Origin of the sequence: Cytobacillus sp. FSL H8-0458, from assembly GCF_038002165.1 — a bacterium.
Classification (GTDB): domain Bacteria; phylum Bacillota; class Bacilli; order Bacillales; family Cytobacillaceae; genus Cytobacillus.
Genome location: NZ_JBBOBR010000002.1, coordinates 1 through 21,892, shown reverse-complemented (window position 1 = coordinate 21,892; position 21,892 = coordinate 1). Strand labels below are relative to the sequence as shown.

Here is a 21,892-nt window from a genome sequence, read left to right as displayed (position 1 = left end):
CATTTGTCAGCTTTTTAAATCTGGCACAGTTCTTGCATCACAAAATGGTGGATGAAAAATGAATTTATTAAAGGGGGATGGCATCATGGTACAGCCGTACAAACATGAACCTTTCACAAATTTTAAAACAGAAGAAAACCGTGAAGCGTACTTACAGGGATTAAAAACAGTCGAAAGCTATTTAGGACAGGATTATGATCTTTTAATTGGCGGAGAGCGCATTTCTACTGAAGATAAAATTGTATCAATCAATCCTTCTAATAAAGAAGAAGTAGTTGGCCGTGTTTCAAAGGCAAACCGCGAGCTTGCGGAAAAAGCGATGCAGGCTGCTGTGGAAGCATTCAAAACATGGAGAAAAGTGAAGCCGGAAACACGCGCAGATGTTTTATTCAAAGCTGCTGCGATTATCCGCCGCCGCAAGCATGAGTTCTCTGCTCTCTTAACAAAAGAAGCAGGAAAGCCTTGGAACGAGGCAGATGCTGATACTGCGGAAGCGATTGACTTCCTTGAGTACTATGCACGCCAAATTTTAGAAATCAAAGACGGTGTTCCTGTTAACAGCCGTCCGAACGAATATAACCGTTATGATTACATTCCATTGGGAGTGGGCATCATCATCTCTCCTTGGAACTTCCCGCTTGCGATCATGGCCGGCACAACTGTTGCTGCGATCGTAGCAGGAAACACAGTTCTATTAAAACCAGCTTCTACAACACCGGTTGTGGCTGCGAAATTTGTTGAAGTGATGGAAGAAGCAGGCCTTCCGAAGGGCGTTCTAAACTTTGTTCCGGGCAGCGGTGCAGAAGTGGGCGACTACCTGGTTGACCATAAAGACACTCGCTTTATCTCCTTCACAGGTTCACGTGATGTAGGTCTTCGCATCAACGAGCGCGCATCTAAATTAAACGAAGGCCAAATCTGGCTGAAGCGCGTCATCGCGGAAATGGGCGGTAAGGATACGATTGTTGTCGACAAAGAAGCAGACCTTGAATTAGCGGCTACTTCAATCGTGGCATCTGCTTTCGGCTTCTCCGGCCAGAAGTGCTCGGCATGCTCACGTGCAGTGATCGTAGAAGATGTATACGATCAGGTTCTGAACCGTGTGGTAGAACTGACTAATGAATTAACGCAGGGCAACCCTGAAGACCAAAGCAATTACATGGGTCCAGTGATTGACCAGGGTGCATTTGACAAGATCATGAGCTACATTGAAACCGGCAAAGAAGAAGGCAAGCTGATGACAGGCGGAGAAGGAGACAATTCTAAGGGCTTCTTTATCAAACCTACTGTATTCGCTGACCTTGCACCAGACGCGCGCTTAATGCAGGAAGAAATCTTTGGGCCAGTCGTTGGCTTCACAAAGGCAAAAGATTTCGACCATGCGCTTGAAATTGCCAACAACACTGAGTACGGCTTAACAGGAGCTGTGATCACACAGAACCGTGAGCACATCCAAAAGGCGCGTGAAGATTTCCATGTTGGAAACCTATACTTCAACCGCGGCTGTACAGGTGCGATCGTTGGATACCAGCCATTCGGCGGATTCAACATGTCAGGAACAGACTCCAAAGCAGGCGGTCCTGACTACATCCTTCTGCACATGCAGGCGAAGACTACTTCTGAAATGTACTAAGACTTGTAAAGCATGTACGGGATTTTTCATATCCTGTGCATGCTAAAACCCAAAATAGTTTAAAGTAGAATAGCTTAACGTTACAATAAAAAGGACTATTCTGAAATAGGAGGAATTTTAATTGGCTGAAGCGACAAAATCACATTCACTTATCGAACAAACTGAAAAATACGGTGCAAACAATTATCACCCGCTTCCAATCGTTATTTCCAAAGCGGAAGGTGTTTGGGTGGAAGATCCTGAAGGCAATAAATACATGGATATGCTAAGTGCTTATTCAGCTGTAAACCAAGGCCACCGCCATCCGAAAATCATCAAGGCGCTGAAGGATCAGGCTGACCGCGTAACGCTAACTTCACGTGCTTTCCATAACGATCAGCTGGGTCCTTGGTATGAAATGATTTGCGAATTGACAAATAAAGACATGGCTCTTCCGATGAATACAGGGGCAGAAGCGGTTGAAACGGCAATTAAAGCTGCACGCCGCTGGGCTTATGATGTAAAAGGGGTAGCAGATAATCAGGCGGAAATCATTGCTTGTATAGGTAACTTCCATGGCCGTACTATGACAGCGGTTTCGCTTTCTTCTGAAGAAGAATATAAGCGAGGCTTCGGACCTATGCTTCCTGGCATTAAGCTGATTCCGTACGGAGACCTTGACGCGCTTAAAGAAGCAATCACTGAGAATACGGCTGCTTTCTTAATTGAGCCAATCCAGGGTGAAGCTGGAATTGTGATTCCTCCTGAAGGCTTCCTGAAAAAAGCATATGAAACTTGTAAGGAGAACAATGTATTATTCATTGCAGATGAAATCCAGGCTGGCCTTGCCCGTTCCGGAAAAATGTTTGCGTGTGAATGGGAAGATGTAGATCCTGACATGTTCATTTTAGGTAAAGCGCTTGGAGGGGGAGTATTCCCGATTTCATGTGTGGTTGCGAATAAAGATGTTCTTGGGGTATTCAACCCTGGATCACATGGTTCAACATTTGGAGGAAACCCAATGGCATGTGCCGTATCTGTTGCTTCCTTGAATGTATTGGTTGAAGAAAAGCTGGCAGATCGTTCCCTTAAACTCGGCGAATATTTCATGAACAAATTAAAAGAAATTAATAATCCTGTTATTAAAGAAGTGCGCGGCCGCGGTTTATTTATCGGTGTAGAGCTGAGTGAGCCGGCACGCAAATATTGCGAAGAGCTTAAAGAACAAGGATTGCTTTGCAAAGAAACGCATGACACGGTTATTCGATTTGCCCCTCCTTTAGTCATTTCTGAAGAAGAGCTTGATTGGGCAATTGAAAGAATCAATAAAGTATTAAGCTAATACAATTATACGGACAGTTGGCCTTTGTGTCTGAATCTGTGATGCAGGGCCGCCGGTTATGGAGTATTGCTGTAATTTTCCTAAATATTAAAATCAAGAGGTGCCATGATGGGAGCTGCAGGAGTAGCTGGTAAAGAAACTGAACAAAAAATGGAAGAGTCTTTAAATTTATTTACTTCAACTCAAGTTGTGATTAAAGAAGCTTTGAACAAGCTCGGCTATGCAGATGAGATGTATGAGCTGCTGAAAGAACCGCTGAGGATGCTCACAGTGAGAATCCCAGTTAGGATGGATGACGGGTCGGTAAAAATTTTTACCGGATACCGATCTCAGCATAATGATGCGGTAGGACCGACAAAGGGCGGTGTTCGTTTTCATCCTGAAGTAAATGAGGATGAAGTAAAAGCTTTATCCATGTGGATGAGTTTAAAGTGCGGGATTGTGGATCTTCCTTATGGAGGAGGGAAAGGCGGCATCATTTGTGATCCCCGTTCCATGTCAATGGGGGAGCTGGAACGCTTAAGCCGAGGATATGTAAGGGCAATCAGCCAGATCGTTGGACCTACTAAAGATATACCTGCTCCGGATGTTTATACGAACTCACAGATCATGGCCTGGATGATGGATGAATACAGCCGCCTCCGTGAGTATGATTCTCCTGGGTTCATCACAGGCAAGCCACTTGTTCTCGGAGGATCGCAAGGAAGGGAAAAGGCAACTGCACAGGGTGTAGTAATCTGCATCGAGGAAGCTGCGAAAAAGCACGGCATTTCCATTGAAGGAGCCCGTGTGGCTGTTCAGGGATTTGGTAATGCAGGAAGCTTCCTGGCAAAATTTATGCATGATGCAGGCGCTAAAGTGGTCGCCATTTCAGATGCATATGGTGCTCTATATGATCCAAATGGCTTAGATATTGATTACCTTCTTGATAGACGCGACAGCTTTGGAACGGTAACGACTCTTTTCGATAACACTTTAACAAACGAAGAATTGCTTGAACTGGATTGCGATATCCTGGTTCCTGCGGCTGTGTCCAATCAGATTACGGCAGCAAATGCCCATAATATTAAAGCTCCCATCATAGTAGAGGCAGCAAATGGCCCAACTACTCTTGAAGCTACAAAAATACTTTCAGACCGGGGAATCCTGCTTGTTCCTGATGTGTTAGCCAGCTCAGGCGGTGTAACTGTATCCTATTTCGAATGGGTGCAGAACAACCAGGGGTACTATTGGACTGAAGAGGAAGTTACAGAAAAGCTGAAAAAAGTACTTGTTCAGGCTTTCGATAATGTTTACCAGACTTCACAGCAAAGAAAGGTAAATATGCGTCTTGCTGCTTACATGGTCGGCGCGAGAAAAATGTCTGAAGCATCCCGCTTCAGAGGCTGGGTGTAATTCAGCAAATGGTATATACTCGTTCAATAAAAAATCCTTGCACACAATGTGCAAGGATTTTTTGCATGCATTAACGGGTTGGTCTAGTCTCAGTCTCAGGCTCTCTTTCCAGTTCTTCATTTGGTTTGAAGAGAAGGCCCAAGTTGATTAGGCCGGCGATGCCCACCAGACCATATATGATTCTTGAAAGGGCTGAATCCTGGCCGCCAAAGATAGCTGCCACAAGATCAAATTGGAAAAATCCGATTAAACCCCAGTTAATAGCCCCAATAATTGTAAGAACCAGTGCAATACGCTGAATGCCACTCATGATGTTTCCTCCTTATAGTATAGGTTCACTATTATGTTGCTGCACGGAAATGAAAAATATTCATCGGAATATTCGTAAAGGGCCATAATGAAAAGGATGGTCTTAGCAGCAGTCCGAATATCGAATCATACTTTTTGCAATAGCTTAAAATTTGAAAGATAATGATGGGGAAAAGGAGATGGTGATATGCAAAATTTTACCTTTTATAATCCAACTAAATTAATTTTTGGGAAAGATCAGCTGTCGCACTTGCAGACTGAAATCCCTCAGTACGGCAAGAGGGTTCTTGTTATTTACGGCGGCGGAAGCATTAAGAGTAATGGTTTATACGATAAAGTGATGGCTCAGCTGAAAGAAATTGATGCTGAAGTTTTTGAACTGGCAGGGGTTGAGCCTAATCCAAGAATCTCTACCGTACGCAAAGGTGTTGAAATCTGTAAAAATGAAGGCATCGATTTCCTGCTCGCTGTTGGTGGAGGGAGTGTAATCGACTGCACTAAGGCTATTGCTGCCGGTGCAAAATATGATGGCGATGCCTGGGATCTGGTTATCAAGAAAGCATTTGCTGCAGAAGCTCTGCCGTTTGGAACGGTTCTTACACTAGCTGCTACCGGCTCTGAAATGAATGCCGGATCTGTTATTACAAACTGGGAAACAAACGAAAAATACGGATGGGGCAGTCCTGTGACATTCCCTAAATTTTCAATTCTTGATCCTGTTAATACGTTCACAGTGCCAAGAAATCAAACGGTGTATGGAATTGTCGATATGATGTCCCATGTGCTGGAGCATTATTTCCATCTTGAAGAAAATACTGATTTTCAGGATCGCATGTGTGAATCCCTGCTGATTACTATAATGGAAGCAGCGCCTAAACTTCTTGAAGACCTCGAAAGCTATGAGCATCGTGCAACCATTTTATATTCCGGCACGATGGCGTTGAATGGAATTCTGAATATGGGCTATCGCGGAGACTGGGCAACGCATAATATCGAGCATGCCGTATCGGCTGTTTATGATATTCCTCATGGCGGCGGCCTTGCCATACTGTTCCCGAACTGGATGAAGCATAATCTGAACGTGAAGCCTGAACGATTTAAGCAGCTGGCTGTCCGTGTATTTAATGTGGATCCGGCAGGAAAAACGGATGAAGAGGCAGCACTTGAAGGGATCGAAAAGCTTCGTGAATTCTGGAACAGCATTGGAGCGCCTGCCCGCCTGGCTGATTATGACATCGATGACAGCAAGATTGAATTGATGGCAGATAAAGCAACGGTAAACGGGGAATTTGGCAATTTCGCGAAATTGAATCATGCTGACGTGGTTTCAATCTACCGGGCTTCTTTATAACATTCAGACTGGACTCTGCCAAGAGGCGGGGTCCTTTTACATTTTTCACCGGGAAATGGCAATCATTATTAATGTGTAAAAAATATGTCAAAATTGGACACGCTTACAATATGGGATGATTCTTGATTAACTTTAGGGCTTTCGTTAAAGTGGAATAGAGATGACAGCAAATAATAACAGCTGTTTAAAATTGAGAAAAATTGGAGGACATTCATGACACACGTTCGTTTTGATTACTCAAAAGCACTTCCTTTTTTTGGCGAACATGAAATTACATATTTGCAGGATGCAGTGAAGGTTGCTCACCACTCCCTTCATGAACAAACTGGAGCTGGCAGCGACTATTTAGGCTGGATCGATCTGCCTTCAAACTACGATAAAGAAGAGTTCTCCCGCATTCAAAAAGCGGCTGAGAAAATTAAGAATGATTCTGATGTTCTTATTGTGATTGGAATTGGAGGCTCCTATCTTGGAGCGCGTGCGGCTATTGAAATGCTTCAGCACAGCTTCTATAATGCACTTCCAAAAGAAAAGCGCGGCACTCCACAGGTACTGTTTGCCGGCAACAATATCAGTTCTTCATACATGAAGGATTTAATGGATCTGCTTGAAGGAAAAGATTGGTCCATTAATGTGATTTCCAAATCAGGCACAACAACTGAGCCGGCATTGGCTTTCCGTATTTTCCGCAAAATGCTGGAGGAAAAATATGGTGTGGAAGAAGCGCGTAAACGAATCTATGCTACCACCGACAAAGCGAGAGGTGCTTTAAAAACTCTTGCGACAGAAGAAGGCTACGAGTCATTTATTATTCCTGATGATGTGGGCGGCCGCTATTCTGTTCTTACAGCAGTAGGTCTTTTACCGATAGCTGTCAGCGGTGCGAGCATTGAAGATATGATGAACGGTGCTGCACAGGCACGCGAAGACTTCAGCAAATCTGAGCTTCAGGAGAACGCTGCCTATCAGTACGCTGCTGTCCGCAATGTTCTTTATAACAAAGGCAAAACGATTGAAATGCTGATCAACTATGAACCAGGTCTTCAATATTTTGCAGAGTGGTGGAAGCAGCTGTTCGGTGAAAGTGAAGGAAAAGACCAGAAAGGAATTTTTCCTTCATCAGCAAACTTCTCCACTGATCTTCATTCATTAGGCCAGTATGTTCAGGAAGGCCGCCGGGACCTTTTTGAAACGGTTATCAAAGTGGAAGAATCACGCCATGAGCTTACAATTGAAGAAGCAGAGAATGATCTTGATGGCCTGAACTATCTTGCGGGTGAGACTGTCGATTTTGTGAACAATAAAGCTTTTGAAGGAACTATGCTTGCACACACAGACGGCGGTGTGCCAAACCTGATCGTTTCCATTCCAAAAATGGATGCCTATACATTTGGCTATCTGGTTTACTTCTTTGAAAAAGCATGTGCCATGAGCGGCTATCTTCTGGGAGTGAATCCATTTGACCAGCCTGGTGTTGAAGCATACAAAGTGAACATGTTTGCCCTATTAGGAAAACCAGGATTTGAAGAGAAAAAAGCTGAACTTGAAAAGAGATTGAAATAAGAGTAAGGAACGTCTGCCTGCGGGTGGGCGTTTTTTAAATGGAGAAAACAAAGTTCCATCTAATTCCTGACATCGGATTCATGATATCCCTTACTTTGGAGAAACTAAGCAAAAAGCTTAAAAGGGGATGGATTCAGTGATTGAGATACCTTCAAAAGTGGAAGGAAAGCATTTTGATTTATATAAGCTGGAGCAGGCTTTGAAGCCGATTGGCTATTCGATTGGCGGGAACTGGGATTATGATCACGGTTCTTTTGACTATAAAATTGATGATGAGGTGGGGTACCAGTTTTTAAGGGTCCCATTTAAGGCAATTGATGGGCAGCTTGATGATCCAAGCTGTACGGTGGAGATAGGCAGGCCGTTTCTGCTTTCCCATAAGTACCAGCGCGGTCTTGATGACCACGCTTATACCGGAAATTTCAGCGCCTCCTTTGATCAATTCTCGGAGCCTGTGGATAAGGACGCCAGTTTTCCGAAGGAATTCATTGATCTCGGCAAAGCGCTTGTCGAAGAGCTTGAGTCCATATTAATAAGAGATTAACCGAGTATAACAATCAGCTGATCCTGCTGAAGAATTTTAAATGGCTGGGGAGGATTAACCAGAGTTTCCTCCCCTCTTTTAACACCTAAAAGGAGGATGCCTTCATTCATAAGCTCTGCACTAAGTTCAGCAAAGGTTTTATTATCTATTTCTTCCGATGCAGGCTGAAACGTTAATTTTCGTTTATCAAGCTGTCCCAGCAAATCAAGAAAAGAAGTAACGAGCTCCTGGGAAGAAATGCTGTTGATCATAACGAAGCTTGTGAGCACATTCGTCTGGACAATTTCATCAGCCCCCGCTCTTTTGGCATTTGCTGCCTGTTCAGAAGTTAATATTTCCACGATGCATTGAACATTCCGATTTAACCCTTTGATTGCCAATAAGGTTAAGATTGAATTCATATCAGCATGCAATTCATCTTTATTCTGATCTGCTGTTATGATTACTTTTTGCGCGTCAAATATATTTGCCTTCATAAGGACATCATCTCTGTTAGCGCGTCCCTGAATAAAATGGACATTATTATGGGGGACAGGATTTGATTTTAATGTTTCATCGATTAAAGCAATGGAATGGTTCATCCCATCGCCCCCGAGTGTATTTACGATCTCGCGTGCACGTTCATTCCAGCCGATCACAACAATATGATTTTTGCCCCGATATTCAACTTTTCCCTCCAAAAAGTCATTCTGCCGGGTCACTGCGGCTGTTGCGAGTGAAATAAAATATGTAGACAGAAAGCCCGCTCCTGTTAAAATAAGCGCAATTCCTATAATGCGCCCGGCTGTGCTTGTCGGATATAAATCTCCAAATCCCACGGTGGAAGCTGTAACCACAGCCCACCAGATTCCATCAAAAAAGGTCGGAAAGGAGGAGGGTTCGATAATATGTATTAATCCGCCAAAAAGAAAGATCACCAACAGGGCAATCAACAGAATCCTGATTACTAAAGGCAGGCGGATGAAACTGTAGTAAATGTGCTGAGGCATAAAACATCACTCCTAATATAAACCATGGGTTAAAAAAACGGGAAATTAAAATATAAAAAAAAGCCATGCCCAGGTATATACTTAATTAAGTATATCGTCTATTGCACGGCTCAGCAGTTGAATATCCTTTGATATTTCACTTTTTACGTCGTCAATCTCGCACCTTTCATATTCATCCATGAGAAGGGAGAGTTCTCTCTTTAGTATGACAGCCTCGTGTTCAAAATCCATGATGACTCCCTCCTTTAGGGATATAAAGGACTAACAGGCAGTTAGTTAATTTATTTGTAATGTTACAATTATGTTACCCGAATTCTTTACAATTTAAACGGTAAAAACATCAATTATTAAACAAGAGGTTTAGAACGAAGATAGTTTACCCTTTTATTTTGCATGTAAACGCATTGGCTTTGATGGATAGCTGGAAAGCAATAAAAAATATCCCCAGGGGAAAACCTGGGGATCCTTAAAACAATTCTACTTTTCTACTTTCGAATTAAGCTGTAAACTGAAGCGCCAATTAGGTTCCCGGCTTCTTTCATCCGCTCGGCACTTATGTGCTCGATGGAATCCTGCGGTGTATGATAATACGGCTCAAGATTCGCTGTGACAGGCTCCCGTCTGATAAAGTTAACAGCCGGGATGCCTGCATCATGAAAAGAAACATGATCGGATGCGCCGCGCTGATAAAGCACTAATTCAGAAGGTGTGCCAATGCGCTCTGCAGTAGCAAGAGCAGTTTCTGTTGCAATATTTGCCTGGCCATCAAGAGTATTCATGTAAATCGCGGTTGCATTTTCCCATGCTGTACCTACCATATCCATATTGAAATTTGCAATGCTCCGCTCTATTTCACTGCCGCTCAGCTGACTGACATAATGCTTAGAACCAAGAAGCCCAATTTCTTCTGCACCTACAAATGCAAAACGCAATTCTTTGTCAGAAGGATAACTTTTCAGAACTCTCGCCAGCTCAAGGGCAACAGCAGTACCTGATGCGTTATCGCTTGCCCCTGGAGCAAATGGGACACTATCGAAATGCGCAGAAATGTGGACAATATCAGCTTCACCGCCTTTATTAGGCTTAGGGTTCTTGACGGCAATAATGTTTTGCGATTTTATGTTTTGAAATCTCTTTACACTCAGTGTTACCGTTTTGTTTTGTGCCGCAACATCTTGAAGGAGTGCTTCTCCGCTTGCTTTCGTTATGCTTCCCACAGGAATAGTATATGGACCCCCGATTGAGGGATTCATAGGGGCGGGCTGATCCACATTATTGTAAATGAGGACCCCTGCAGCACCGGCATTTACTGCATTTAAAACTTTTTCAGAGAAAGTAATGTCTCCCCGTGAGATGAGTGCTATTTTTCCTGATGCTTCCTCTGAGAAATCAGCTGCCCTGCCTAATCCGGCATCATATAATTCAGAGGTAATTCCTTCTTCAGGCGTCGATCCGGACCCGGAAGGAATAGTTACTAGAACCTCCTTCAAATCACTGGTGTGCAAACCTCCAGCCATTTTATCAGGAATGCTGAACTCTTGTGTTTCGACTGTGTAGCCATATGACTCAAGGCGTTTTTGAATGAAATTTGCGGCCTCTTTTTCCGCATCAGTTCCTGCAACCCGCGGCCCGATGGTTTCTGATAAATACCTGACATCCTCCATCATGCGAGCTGCCTCTATCCTTGCGATAACCTTCTGATCAAACGCCTTTGAGCCGGGATGTTCTGCCTGGCTTTGCGCTGCCTCAGCAGTCTGCACAAATTGAACAGGCACCCCATACAAACTTGAAGCTGTCAGAATCGCTGCAAGCATGACAGAAGAAGCTTTCTTTCCAACTTTCATCATTTATTCCCCCTCGACTAGTAATCCATCTATATGTATTCGCTTACATAGCTCTGCTTCCTTTTAACAGAGAGTAAAACGAATCGATTATCCTAGCAGGTTAATTAATTCTGGGAGATAAGGAAGATATTAACTTTTAGGATTCAAGAAAATGATAGATGCAAAGTACCATATCAATGATACATACATCTTTTGTCATGACTTTAGAAGGACTCCGGTGGCTTGTTATCTCTTACCTTCTAAAAAATACAGGTCTTTCGGCTATCGAAACTTTTGTGGATTTGATATATTCTGAAAATTATAAGGTTTTATAAAGGGAGGATTTTTATGAAAAAATCTGCATTAAAAGTGTTCCTAACATCAGCCATCGCTTTCCCGCTGGTTACTGGAGGGGCTTTCCCTTCAACAGGTAAAGACAGCCACAGCGGCATTGCCTCAGCTGAAACACAGATTAAAGTCGAAAATGGCATGACACAGCCCGTATTTTCCCTGGACGATGCCATTGTCGAAAGAGTTTTTGTTGAAACAGCCACTGACAGTGATCGGGATGGAAAGCTGGATAGGGTACGAGCTGATATTATCAGGCCAAAAGAAACAGAGGAAGGTTTAAAGGTACCTGTTATTTATGAAATGAGCCCTTACCGTTCCGGAATTAAAGGTGTACCGGTTTATGATGTGGATACAGAACTTAACACTGTGCCAAGAAAGGGGAAAGACAAGGGGGAAAAGGGGAAACCGCAGGCAAATCTCCCGGGATATTATGATGATTATTTTGTGCCCAGAGGCTATGCGGTTGTTCTGGCGGAAAGCGTAGGGACAGGCCTTTCTGACGGCTGTCCTACAACCGGGGATGAACATGAAATCCTTGGAACACGGGCTGTAATTGATTGGCTGAATGGAAGAACAAAAGCTTTCAATGCAGAGGGACAGGAAATAAAAGCTGATTGGTCAACAGGAAACGTTGGGATGACAGGAGTTTCCTATAACGGAACACTGCCAAATGCTGTGGCCGCCACTGGAGTGGAAGGCCTTAAAACAATTGTGCCTATTGCTGCAATCAGCAGCTGGTATGACTATTATCGTTCAAATGGTGCTGTGATTGCACCAGGCGGATATCAAGGTGAAGATGCGGATAATATGGCGGAAGCGATTTTAACCAGGAAAAACCCTGAAGCATGCAGCAATGTCATAAAAGAATTAACGGAAGGCCAGGACAGGGAGACTGGTGATTATAATGAATTCTGGAGTAAAAGAGATTATACAAAGGATGCTGATCACGTAAAAGCAAGTGTTTTTATTGTCCATGGATTAAATGACTGGAATGTTAAAACAAAGCATTTTTCAGATTGGTGGCAGGCACTTGGCGAGAATGATGTTCCGAGGAAAATGTGGCTCCATCAGGGCGGCCATTCCAGCCCCTACAGCTTCAGACGTGATGTTTGGCTCCCGACTTTAAATAAATGGTTTGATTACTGGCTGTATGATATTAAAAATGATGTCATGGATGAACCAATGGTTGATATTCAAAGAGAGGATAAGACGTGGCATGCAGAGACAAACTGGCCGGCTACAGGAACAACAGGCGCAAAACTACATTTTAAACCGGCTTCCGATGGAGGCGGCAGCTTAGAATGGCAGCCCGTACCAAATAAGAACAAGAAAAATCAGCATTTTGTGGACGATGCAGCAATTAAGGCTGAAGAGCTGGCTCTGAATCCTGATGCTTCATTAGCTAATAGGCTCGTCTATTTGACTCCGCCTTTAGAAAACGATATTCGCATGAGCGGGACACCAGAGATTCAGATTCGTGCCAGCATTGATCGGGAAACAGCCAACTTAACAGCCCTTCTTGTTAAATATGGGGAAGGAAAGCCGGAAATTGTTACTAGAGGGTGGATGGATCCGCAGAACCTTCACAGTGAAAATAGATCTTCTGGGCTTACACAGAACCGTGAATATACATTTACATGGGATATGCAGCCGGATGATTATGTGTTTAAAAAAGGTGATCGCCTGGGAGTCGTCGTTTTATCGAGTGATTATAACTATACAATCAGACCGGAGGCAGGCACGAAAATAACCGTCGATCCGGAAAGAAGCCATATAATTCTTCCTGTTCAGGGTGGAGTTGAAGCATTTAAGTAGAAAAGTAGAAGGGATCATTTCTTGGTCCCTCTTTTCTATTTAAATAGATTATTTTAGGAAAATAGTAGCATTGCCACAACTGAACAAATTGAATTAAAATGAACTCTATCTTATAAATATACAAAAAGTGCAACTGGAGGTACATAATGAAAAAAAGGAAAGTTTTATCAGGAGTTCTGGCAGCAAGTATTTTGGCATCTGTTCCATTAAGTTCCGCTCATGCCGTTAGTCCGAAGTGGATCAATGTTAATGTGTCAGAGGAAAAGGACGGAAGTTTATTTAATAGCGAAAACTACGACTTTATGAAATTCTCAGTAATAGGGACAAAACTTGCAGAAATTGAAAAACAGTCTAATAGAGTGAAGGTGGAGGTAAAAGGAACTTCCGCTGATGGAAATCCACTCTATGTTGTCACCATTGCAGACCCTGGTGCACATGGCAAGTTTGGCAAATTTCAGGCTCTAAGAAAGCAGATGTTCAAAAACCCTGAAAAAGCCCAGGATTGGATTGCTAAAAATCAGGATTTTAAAGTGCCAATCATGATCAATGGATCGATCCATGGGACAGAGTTTGTGGGAAGCGATGCAGTGATGCAGCTGATTGAACGTTTTGCCACACAGAATGACGGGGAGACAAAGGAGATTCTGGATAATAACATTCTAATTTTTAACGTGGTGCAGAACCCGGATGGTCGTGTGGATGCGACCCGTTTTAATGGTGAAGGAATTGATTTGAACCGTGATTTTATCACGCAATCACAGCCTGAAACGCAGGAAACCGTCTCTCTTATTAAAGAGTGGAACCCGATGGTGTTCCTTGATACACATGGGTATGTGAAAAATTATGCGCCAAACAAACAGGGTTTGATTGAACCTTGTACACCGCCTCATAATCCAAACTATGAGTATGATTTATACCAAAAATGGGCTAATGATCAGGCGGCAGCTATGGAAGCTGAAATCATGGACGACAAGGATCATTACACAGGCAAACTGTATAGTGACATGGAAGGCACCTACATTCCGCAGCGTGATGATTCTGCAGGCTGGGATGATTACCCGCCGATTTTCACACCGATGTACGCCATGTATCATGGTGCATATGGGCATACCCTTGAAGCTCCGACAAATGACGAAGATGGCGTACGCTGGATGTACAATGCCATTATGGGAGCATTAAAATATGCAACAGAAAATAAGGACGAAATGATTACCGATCAAATTGAAATGTTTAAGCGCGGTATTAACTTTGATCACCCTTTCCATGAAGAGGGATATTTCCCAAAAGCGTATGTCCTGCCTGTGAATGAGAAAGATCCCACAGTAACAAATAAGGCTGTGAATCATTTAATTAAGAATGATATCGAGGTTGTACAGGCTTCACAAGCCTTTACATCTGATGGAAAGACCTATCCGAAAGGCACTTACATCGTACCGATGGATCAGGCAAAGGCTGGACTGGCAAACACCATGCTTTGGGATGGAGAGGACATAACTGATGATACACCTGCCATGTATGATATTTCTGCCTGGAGTCTTCCGGAGCTATGGGGCTTTGAAGCAATCGCTGTTCAAAGTGATGTAAAGGCAGCGGTTTCGAAAGTGAATAATGTAAAAGAACAGGGCTCAATCAGCGGAAAAGGACCTTATATTATTCCAAACAGCTCCGTGAAAGCAGTTCAGCTCGTGAATACACTTCTTGAGCAGGGGATAATGGTTAAACGCGACAGTAAAGGTAACTTCTATGCTGAGGGATCAGCGAATGCCATTTCAGCAGCTGTTAAGGATTCTGGCCTTAATATCACTTCTGGGAAGGTTCCTGCTGGAGCTAAAGCAATTGGCGAAGTAAGTGTAGCCATCTTAAAAGATGGAGGGATGAACAAGGCTCAAACTCATTCAGGAACAAAACTGGCTCTTGAAAGATTAGGCTTTAGTGTCACGGAATTAACGCCATCAGAAGTAGCGAATAACGGTCTTGCTTCCCATGATGTCTTTGTTTACAGCGGAACAGAAAATTTAATTTCTTCAAATTTAAGCAATGCCAATAAAGAATTTGGCCTTAAAAATCAGGAAGAGCTGGCTGCATTTAAAGGATATGTAGAAAGATTCGTTTCTGAAGGCGGAAAATATATTGCTGTAGGCGCCGGTGCTTCCCGTGCCACAAAGACTCTTGGCCTGACTGACGATGTTATTAATACAGGGGGATCCAACAGCAATGGAATCATTAAGGTAGATTATAAAGGCACAGGCGCATCAGCAGGCTACACTGAAGATGACCTTGGATTTGTTTACCGCCCAGTCTGGTATACTGGCACAGAAAATGATGAAGTACTGGCAGCCATTACTGATGAAGAAGATTTCTTTGTCGCCGGACACTGGAAAAATCGCAATGCAGCACAGGGCCAGGCTATCATGGTAAAAGAGCAGGATAAGGATGTTACGTTAATCGGCCTTGAAGCGGGCTTCCGTGATCACACGGATTATCTCTTCCGATTGCTTTCAAACTCTATTTTTGAGGAATAATTAGTTTTTGAGCGGCCGAATCATTTGACTAATATCTGCATACAACATATAATTAAGCTAACAAAATAGTTCGGATTCTTCCTAAAGGGGAGTAGCTTTCAAGTAGAGTCGTCAATACGGGATGTTAAATCTCCGGCTTTACTGGCAACAGATGTTGCTTGCGAGACCTTTACCATTTATTTGGTAAGGTCTCTTTTGTTTTTAAGGCGCTGAGACCAATAAATGGCTCAGTGCCTTTTATTTTTTAGGAGAGTCTGGAACAGGGAGGTTTAATAATGAAACTGTATCAACAGCTTGCAGACAGTGTGAAATTTTCCAGAAGTCTTAATTGGACCAGACTTCTAGCAAATGATAACAGCCTGGAATTTATTGGGGCAGGGAGAAGTGCCTTTGCTTTTAGGATTAAAGAAACCAATCTTGTATTAAAAGTCTTTTTTCCGGAATTTAAAAGAATTGCCAGGGATGAAGCGGAGATTTACAGGGCATTGCCTGACCATCCATACTACCCCTCTTTGTATGGCTCTGGAGATAACTATATTGTAATTGATTATGTGCAGGGGCTGACTCTGTTTGATTGTCTTGCACAGGGGGTACCGATAAAAGAGGAGACAATAAGACAAATTGATGAAGCCTTAAAACTTGCGAGGGAAAGTGGGCTAAATCCCTCGGATATTCACCTGCGCAACATTATTCTTACAGAGGATGGGCATATTAAAATCATTGATGTTGCCCGATTTAAGCAAACGAAGAATTGCACACAGTGGGATGACTTGAAGCATGCATTCTATAAATTTTACAGAAGAAGATATTTTCCAAAGAAAATCCCTGTATTAATCATGAATACAATTGCGGCTCTTTATAAAAGGCGAATTGTTCGTTTGGATCCTTAAACAGTTCATTTGATAACGCATTATTCTTTTGAAAAAATAAAGGCCATAAAACAGAAAGGGGCAGGTATCCATGAAAGTTCTTATCGTCGGAGCAAGCGGGCAAATTGGAAAGCAGCTGGTCAAGCTTATAAAAGAAGAGGATAAACATACAGCCAGAGCAATGGTCAGAAAAGAAGAGCAGGTCCGCCAGTTTGAAGATATGGGCGTGGAAACGGCCCTAGCAAGCCTTGAAGGAACAGTTGATGAATTGGCTGAAGCAGCCAAAGGCTGTGATGCGATTGTATTTTCTGCAGGTTCCGGCGGAAATACCGGCTATGACAAAACTCTGCTGATTGACCTTGACGGAGCGGCAAAAACAATTGAAGCGGCTGAGAAGGCTGGTGTGGAACGGTTTATTATGGTGAGCGCTATCCAGGCAAATAATCGCGATAAGTGGAGTGAAACGATCAAGCCATATTTCGCGGCGAAGCATTATGCCGACAGAATTCTGGAAAAAAGCAGCTTGAACTACACAATCGTACGTCCGGGCGGCCTGACAAATGACCCGGGAACCGGCAAAATTAAAGCAGCGGAAAACTTGGAGCGGGGCTTCATTCCTCGGGAGGATGTAGCTAAAACCCTTTATGCTGTGCTGGATAAGGAAAATACCTATAAGCGGGCATTCGACCTGGTATCAGGCGGTGAAGATCCAGAAACGGCAGTGAAAAAAATTTAACTCTTGCCCGGTGTGTATGCACCGGGATTTTTATTGGCAAAAAAGAATAAACTTGAAGGGTTGAACAGATTAATAAGAAAAACAGGAGCCGGCTCAATGGACAAAAAAAGACAAAACTAACGACGCAGAGATATCTGCATTAGGGTCTACATATACACAGAAATCTCTGTTTAAACTTGGCATGGCAAATTCCAATGTCCTTTTCGTTTTAATCTATGCTCAAAAGGGAATAGGGAGCTGTAAAAGGAATTACATAGTTTCACATTTTCCTCATATAAATGTTGTTTAAGTGTCACAGCTTTTAGGCTGGAACTGTGCAATAATGTGATATAGTGAGCATTCAAGAGGAGTGAGTGAATGTATAAAAAACAGGAACGCATATTAATGTGGCTTGCTTTTACAGTGGCTATCATTATGGGGCTTTCTTTTATCGGACGCATTTTTGCAGGATAGGAAAAGGAGAATATTAAATGGGAAATGAAGAATCAGTTTTTTTCAGCCGTGTCTTAACAGAGCTGACATTATCCTTTCATATCATTTACGCAACCATTGGTGTCGGCATCCCGCTCATGATTATGATAGCGCAGTGGGTGGGAATCAAAAAGCAGGATGAACATTATATTCTGCTTGCCAGAAGATGGACGCGCGGTTTTGTCATTACCGTGGCTGTCGGAGTTGTTACCGGCACTGCCATCGGACTGCAGCTCTCATTGCTGTGGCCTAACTTTATGGAACTCGCAGGCAATGTCATTGCGCTGCCTCTGTTTATGGAGACATTTGCTTTTTTCTTTGAAGCGATATTTCTCGGGATCTATCTCTATACTTGGGATCGCTTTGAGAATCAGAAGAAGCATTTGCTTTTATTAATCCCGGTCGCAATTGGGGCATCATTTTCAGCAATTTTCATTACAATTGTAAATGCATTTATGAACGCGCCGCAGGGATTTGATATTGTGAATGGCCAGCTTGTTAATGTTAACCCGGTACTGGCGATGTTCACTCCTGCCATGCCGACAAAGGTTGCGCATGTGCTTTCCACTGCCTATATGACATCAGCTTTTGTTCTGGCATCAATAGGTGCTTATCGCCTTTTGAAAGGATCGAATCATATTTACCATAAGAAGGCATTAATGCTTACAATGAAAATCGGATTGATTTTCTCAATCGCTACAGCGGTAATTGGTGACTTCTCTGGGAAATATCTTGCAGAATACCAGCCTGAAAAACTGGCTGCCGCTGAGTGGCATTTTGAGACAGAAGAAGGGGCACCGTTAATGCTTTATGGGGTTCTTGATGACGGAGAAGTGAAGTATGCAATTAAGATTCCATATGCACTCAGCATTCTTGCACACAGCAATCCGAATGCAGAGGTGATCGGACTCGATCAATTTCCGGAAGATGAAATTCCGCCGCTTTATATCCATTATTTATTTGACCTTATGGTAACCATTGGCATGTGGATGACGGCACTATCACTCATCTATGTCCTGGGCACCTGGTTTAAAATGCGCTTTGTTTCGGCGAAATGGTTCCGCTGGCTGATCGTTCTTGGCGGACCATTATCGATCATTGCGATTGAAGCGGGATGGTGGTTTGCGGAAGTGGGACGGCAGCCGTGGATTCTCCGGGGCATCATGCGTACTGAAGATGCTGCAACTTCAAGCGGCCAGGTAGACCTTATGCTTCTGCTGTTTGCAGGATTATATCTCGTGCTGGCAATCGGAAGCTTCATTGTCCTCACCAGAATGTTCCGCAAAAATCCGGTCGAGCAGGAATTGGCCGACCGTGAGCTGGAGAAAGAAGGTGAGCTTCGATGACGCTTGAGATCCTCGGAATTTCCGTCTTATGGCTGTTTCTATTCGGCTATGTCATCGTTGCGTCTATTGATTTTGGAGCAGGATTTTTCAACGCATACAGTCTATTCCGCGGAAAACAGCATATTTTAACGCGAATTATACAACGCTATTTATCACCGGTTTGGGAAGTTACAAATGTATTCCTGGTGTTCTTTTTTGTTGGCATTGTGGGATTCTTCCCAAGAACTGCCTACTATTATGGAACGATCCTGCTGGTGCCGGCAAGTATTGCGATAGTCCTGCTTGCCATTCGCGGATCTTATTACGCTTTTACCACCTACGGGGGACTTAGACAAAAAAGATGGACCTATTTGTATGGACTTTCAGGTCTTTTCATTCCTGCATCTCTGTCCATAGTCCTGACCATTTCAGAAGGCGGATTCGTTAGTGAAAGTTCAGAGGGACTGGAGCTTGACTATTGGACATTGTTCACCAGCCCGCTGACATGGAGCATTGTTGTGCTGAGTATAACAGCAGTACTATATATATCAGCAGTGTTCCTTACCTGGTATGCCAATAAAGCAAGCGATGAACCGGCCACAGAACTGCTGAGGAAATACGCTCTTATTTGGGCGGTGCCCTCTATCGTAACAGCGGCAGGCATCATTGTCGAACTGAGGGATCATAATCCTGAGCATTTCAGCAGATTAATGGATTTGTGGTGGCTGTTCGGCATCTCATTCCTGCTGTTTGCAGGAACCGTCTATCTAATATGGAAGAGAAGATACTACGGCCTTGCATTCGGGCTGCTGACAGGGCAATTCTTTGTGGCTTTCTTTGCCTATGGGATCTCGCATTATCCGTATCTGCTTTATCCATACCTGACCATTTATGACGGTTTCACAAACGAAGCTATGGCCATCGCCCTGGTCATTGCCTTCATAGCAGGACTGGGATTGCTGCTGCCGTCCCTTTATCTGCTGCTAAGGCTGTTTCTTTTCAATAAAGACTATGTACAGGGGAAGCGTGACGACCATGCGTAGGAGGGGAGAATCATGGCGGAATTTGTAATGTTTTATGCGCCGTTTATCGTGATTTTTGGTTCCATAGCTACGGCTTTTTGGCTGGCGGGGAAGGATGAAAGAGTGGAGGAATAACAAGTAATTGAGATGAAAAAAGCTGCAGGGCCTATTTGGCCCTGCAGCTTTTTTCGCTATTTGGGTATTGGAGATCGCATCCCTAGTCTTAATTTCCTTGAATTTAGCTGAACATTAGAGACTGCCTCAATTTGGATTAAGGAGTGCTCTTTACTTCCATTTAGTTCATATCTATATGGGTTTGCTGAAAACCATCTCCTGTCCATTCTGATCTTAAAGCGGAATTGTACTGAGTAAGGCTCTTTTCTTCAGGGTCTTTATCAGCATCAAAACTCCCACTTTGGTAAACATCTTTACTTTTTCTCATATAGGGAGTGTCAAAACTTTATTACTATTAATCATATCTGTTTTAGCAGGGGCTTGTTCCTGTGGTTTTTGCTATTTTTGCTTTCAGTGTTTCAAGGCAAATAAGTTCGTTTACTTCATTAATGCGCTTTTCCTTAATCAATTTCAATGCGAGGGCAACGCGTGCTTGCCAATTTTCTTACAATACTTTCACAAAAGCTACAGCCTGTTTACTTTCCTGCAAAAGGTATGCATGTGGCTGGACAGTGGGCAGGATTTCAGCGTTCTGCTACGGCAGTAGAGAGAATTGCGGATGTATTAGAGGAACCTGATGATTCAGAGGAAGTGCCATCTTATTCTGTTTCAAAGCCATTGATGAGTTTTATAAGATTTCAAGACATCAATTTTAGTATGATGAAAGGCCTTGCAGTTTTTTATATTTTTACCAATCCTTAACCAAATGAATCTGCTGGGAGTTGGAAAGGAACCATTAACAATTTGATATTGTAAGAGTTTAAAAAACTGTTTAATGGTAGTCACCTATACACCTTTGCATCTAGTAACATAAGATGTTAGATGAAAGGAAAAAGATTAGTATTATAATAAAAATAAGCAGAAAGGAGATTTTTATGTCAAACGGAGTCAATGGTTTTTACAATGGTTCAATAGAAAAAATAAATGTTAGACGTACGGGACCTCCTATAAAAATATTCCAAAATGACTGTCCGATAATTACCTTTGAAGGAGTAGGAGATTTAAATTCAGTGCCTAATATGAATTTGGGTTTTACTGAGGTATTCTTTCCTGGGTGGCTGGGTTTAGTTGATAGTGATGCAGGAGGTAGTGGAAACTTTGAGAATGAGCCTTCGCCAAGTACAACGGCTTTTTGGCTAGATGGGCCATTTAAGGAAATTTTATTTAATCAGCCTATTTCTAGCCTTAGTTTATTTTACTCATCTCGTTTTCCTGTTACGTTACAAGCTTTTAATAGTAATGGAAATCTGGTAGATACAACAATTGGTCCCCCAAATGTAATTGGTGAAGTTTTTGATGTTTGGTCAAACCTTTCTGTGGAGGCAGGTTCAAATCTTATTACCAGAGTAAGGTACACGGGGGTTGCAAACCAAACTGGAATTGATAATGTTGAGGTCTGTCAGGTACCATTAATCATTACTTGCCCACAGGATATCACACTAAGAAATGATCCTGGCCAATGTGGAGCTAGGGTTGAGTTTCCGCCTCCTGATGTTACAGGTGGTGTTCCACCGTACATGGTTGAATGTACCTTTGAATCAGGAGACTTTTTCCAATTGGGAACTACAACCGTAGAATGCACTGCTAGCGATAGTGCAGGCAATGCTGCAACCTGCTCCTTTAAGGTAACAGTAAACGATACCGAACCCCCATCCATTACATGCCCATCTGATATTACG

General features: G+C 43.0%; 19 protein-coding genes. 15 read left to right on the top strand and 4 right to left on the bottom strand.

Annotated elements, in window-relative coordinates; genetic code table 11:
* Positions 1–85 precede the first annotated feature (85 nt).
* The 3 genes from pruA (at position 86) to NYE23_RS21420 (ending at position 4,349) form a co-directional block, all read left to right on the top strand.
* Positions 86–1,633 carry an L-glutamate gamma-semialdehyde dehydrogenase gene (gene pruA, locus NYE23_RS21430; protein ID WP_341081817.1) on the top strand — a complete coding sequence of 516 codons (1,548 nt, stop codon included), beginning with the start codon at positions 86–88 and terminating at the stop codon, positions 1,631–1,633.
* A 121-nt stretch (positions 1,634–1,754) separates the two neighbouring features.
* The gene (locus NYE23_RS21425; protein ID WP_341080903.1) at positions 1,755–2,954 is read left to right on the top strand and encodes an ornithine--oxo-acid transaminase; all 1,200 of its coding nucleotides are present in this window, start codon (positions 1,755–1,757) and stop codon (positions 2,952–2,954) included.
* Positions 2,955–3,104: 150 nt separating this feature from the next.
* The gene (locus NYE23_RS21420; RefSeq protein WP_341081815.1) at positions 3,105–4,349 is read left to right on the top strand and encodes a Glu/Leu/Phe/Val family dehydrogenase; all 1,245 of its coding nucleotides are present in this window, start codon (positions 3,105–3,107) and stop codon (positions 4,347–4,349) included.
* A 70-nt stretch (positions 4,350–4,419) separates the two neighbouring features.
* Here NYE23_RS21420 and NYE23_RS21415 read toward each other — a convergent pair whose 3' ends face one another.
* A complete protein-coding gene (locus tag NYE23_RS21415; RefSeq protein ID WP_341080901.1) occupies positions 4,420–4,659 on the bottom strand; it encodes a DUF378 domain-containing protein in 240 nt (79 codons plus the stop codon).
* 186 nt (positions 4,660–4,845) lie between these two features.
* Here NYE23_RS21415 and NYE23_RS21410 point away from each other — a divergent pair, with 186 nt between their 5' ends.
* The 3 genes from NYE23_RS21410 (at position 4,846) to NYE23_RS21400 (ending at position 8,116) form a co-directional block, all read left to right on the top strand.
* On the top strand, positions 4,846–6,009 hold the full coding sequence (locus NYE23_RS21410) for an iron-containing alcohol dehydrogenase (RefSeq protein WP_341080899.1): 1,164 nt from the start codon (positions 4,846–4,848) through the stop codon (positions 6,007–6,009).
* A 213-nt stretch (positions 6,010–6,222) separates the two neighbouring features.
* On the top strand, positions 6,223–7,572 hold the full coding sequence (locus NYE23_RS21405; protein ID WP_335688773.1) for a glucose-6-phosphate isomerase: 1,350 nt from the start codon (positions 6,223–6,225) through the stop codon (positions 7,570–7,572).
* A gap of 136 nt (positions 7,573–7,708) precedes the next feature.
* A complete protein-coding gene (locus NYE23_RS21400) occupies positions 7,709–8,116 on the top strand; it encodes a YugN-like family protein (RefSeq protein ID WP_061793366.1) in 408 nt (135 codons plus the stop codon).
* Here the strand turns inward: NYE23_RS21400 and NYE23_RS21395 are convergent.
* The 3 genes from NYE23_RS21395 to NYE23_RS21385 form a co-directional block, all read right to left on the bottom strand.
* Positions 8,113–9,105, bottom strand: coding sequence for a potassium channel family protein (locus tag NYE23_RS21395; RefSeq protein WP_341080892.1), 993 nt, complete (start codon positions 9,103–9,105; stop codon positions 8,113–8,115). The two genes, NYE23_RS21400 and NYE23_RS21395, sit on opposite strands and share 4 nt — an antisense overlap.
* 81 nt (positions 9,106–9,186) lie before the next feature.
* Positions 9,187–9,336, bottom strand: a complete 150-nt coding sequence (locus NYE23_RS21390) for a hypothetical protein (RefSeq protein ID WP_341080890.1) — start codon at positions 9,334–9,336, stop codon at positions 9,187–9,189.
* 254 nt (positions 9,337–9,590) lie between these two features.
* Entirely contained in the window at positions 9,591–10,949 is a 1,359-nt protein-coding gene (locus NYE23_RS21385; protein WP_445662629.1) for a M20/M25/M40 family metallo-hydrolase, read from the bottom strand.
* A gap of 327 nt (positions 10,950–11,276) precedes the next feature.
* On the opposite strand from NYE23_RS21385, the gene NYE23_RS21380 reads away from it, so the two are divergent.
* The 9 genes from NYE23_RS21380 to NYE23_RS21345 form a co-directional block, all read left to right on the top strand.
* On the top strand, positions 11,277–13,094 hold the full coding sequence (locus tag NYE23_RS21380) for a Xaa-Pro dipeptidyl-peptidase (protein ID WP_341080885.1): 1,818 nt from the start codon (positions 11,277–11,279) through the stop codon (positions 13,092–13,094).
* A gap of 146 nt (positions 13,095–13,240) precedes the next feature.
* Positions 13,241–15,616: a M14 family zinc carboxypeptidase gene (locus NYE23_RS21375; protein ID WP_341080884.1), complete on the top strand. Its 2,376-nt coding sequence runs from the start codon at positions 13,241–13,243 to the stop codon at positions 15,614–15,616.
* Positions 15,617–15,891: 275 nt separating this feature from the next.
* Positions 15,892–16,506, top strand: coding sequence for a protein kinase family protein (locus tag NYE23_RS21370; RefSeq protein WP_341080882.1), 615 nt, complete (start codon positions 15,892–15,894; stop codon positions 16,504–16,506).
* Positions 16,507–16,576: 70 nt separating this feature from the next.
* Complete coding sequence (locus NYE23_RS21365) at positions 16,577–17,221, top strand: SDR family oxidoreductase (RefSeq protein WP_341080880.1); 645 nt, start codon at positions 16,577–16,579, stop codon at positions 17,219–17,221.
* 470 nt (positions 17,222–17,691) lie between these two features.
* Positions 17,692–19,038: a cytochrome ubiquinol oxidase subunit I gene (locus NYE23_RS21360; protein WP_159344944.1), complete on the top strand. Its 1,347-nt coding sequence runs from the start codon at positions 17,692–17,694 to the stop codon at positions 19,036–19,038.
* Positions 19,035–20,060, top strand: a complete 1,026-nt coding sequence (locus NYE23_RS21355; RefSeq protein ID WP_341080878.1) for a cytochrome d ubiquinol oxidase subunit II — start codon at positions 19,035–19,037, stop codon at positions 20,058–20,060. The genes NYE23_RS21360 and NYE23_RS21355 overlap by 4 nt, the downstream gene beginning before the upstream one ends.
* Positions 20,061–20,072: 12 nt before the next feature.
* The gene (gene cydS / locus NYE23_RS25305; RefSeq protein ID WP_394580472.1) at positions 20,073–20,174 is read left to right on the top strand and encodes a cytochrome bd oxidase small subunit CydS; all 102 of its coding nucleotides are present in this window, start codon (positions 20,073–20,075) and stop codon (positions 20,172–20,174) included.
* A 468-nt stretch (positions 20,175–20,642) separates the two neighbouring features.
* Complete coding sequence (locus tag NYE23_RS21350; protein ID WP_341080876.1) at positions 20,643–20,915, top strand: hypothetical protein; 273 nt, start codon at positions 20,643–20,645, stop codon at positions 20,913–20,915.
* Positions 20,916–21,088: 173 nt separating this feature from the next.
* A partial coding sequence (locus NYE23_RS21345) for an HYR domain-containing protein (RefSeq protein WP_341080874.1) occupies positions 21,089–21,892 on the top strand: 804 nt, incomplete at its 3' end.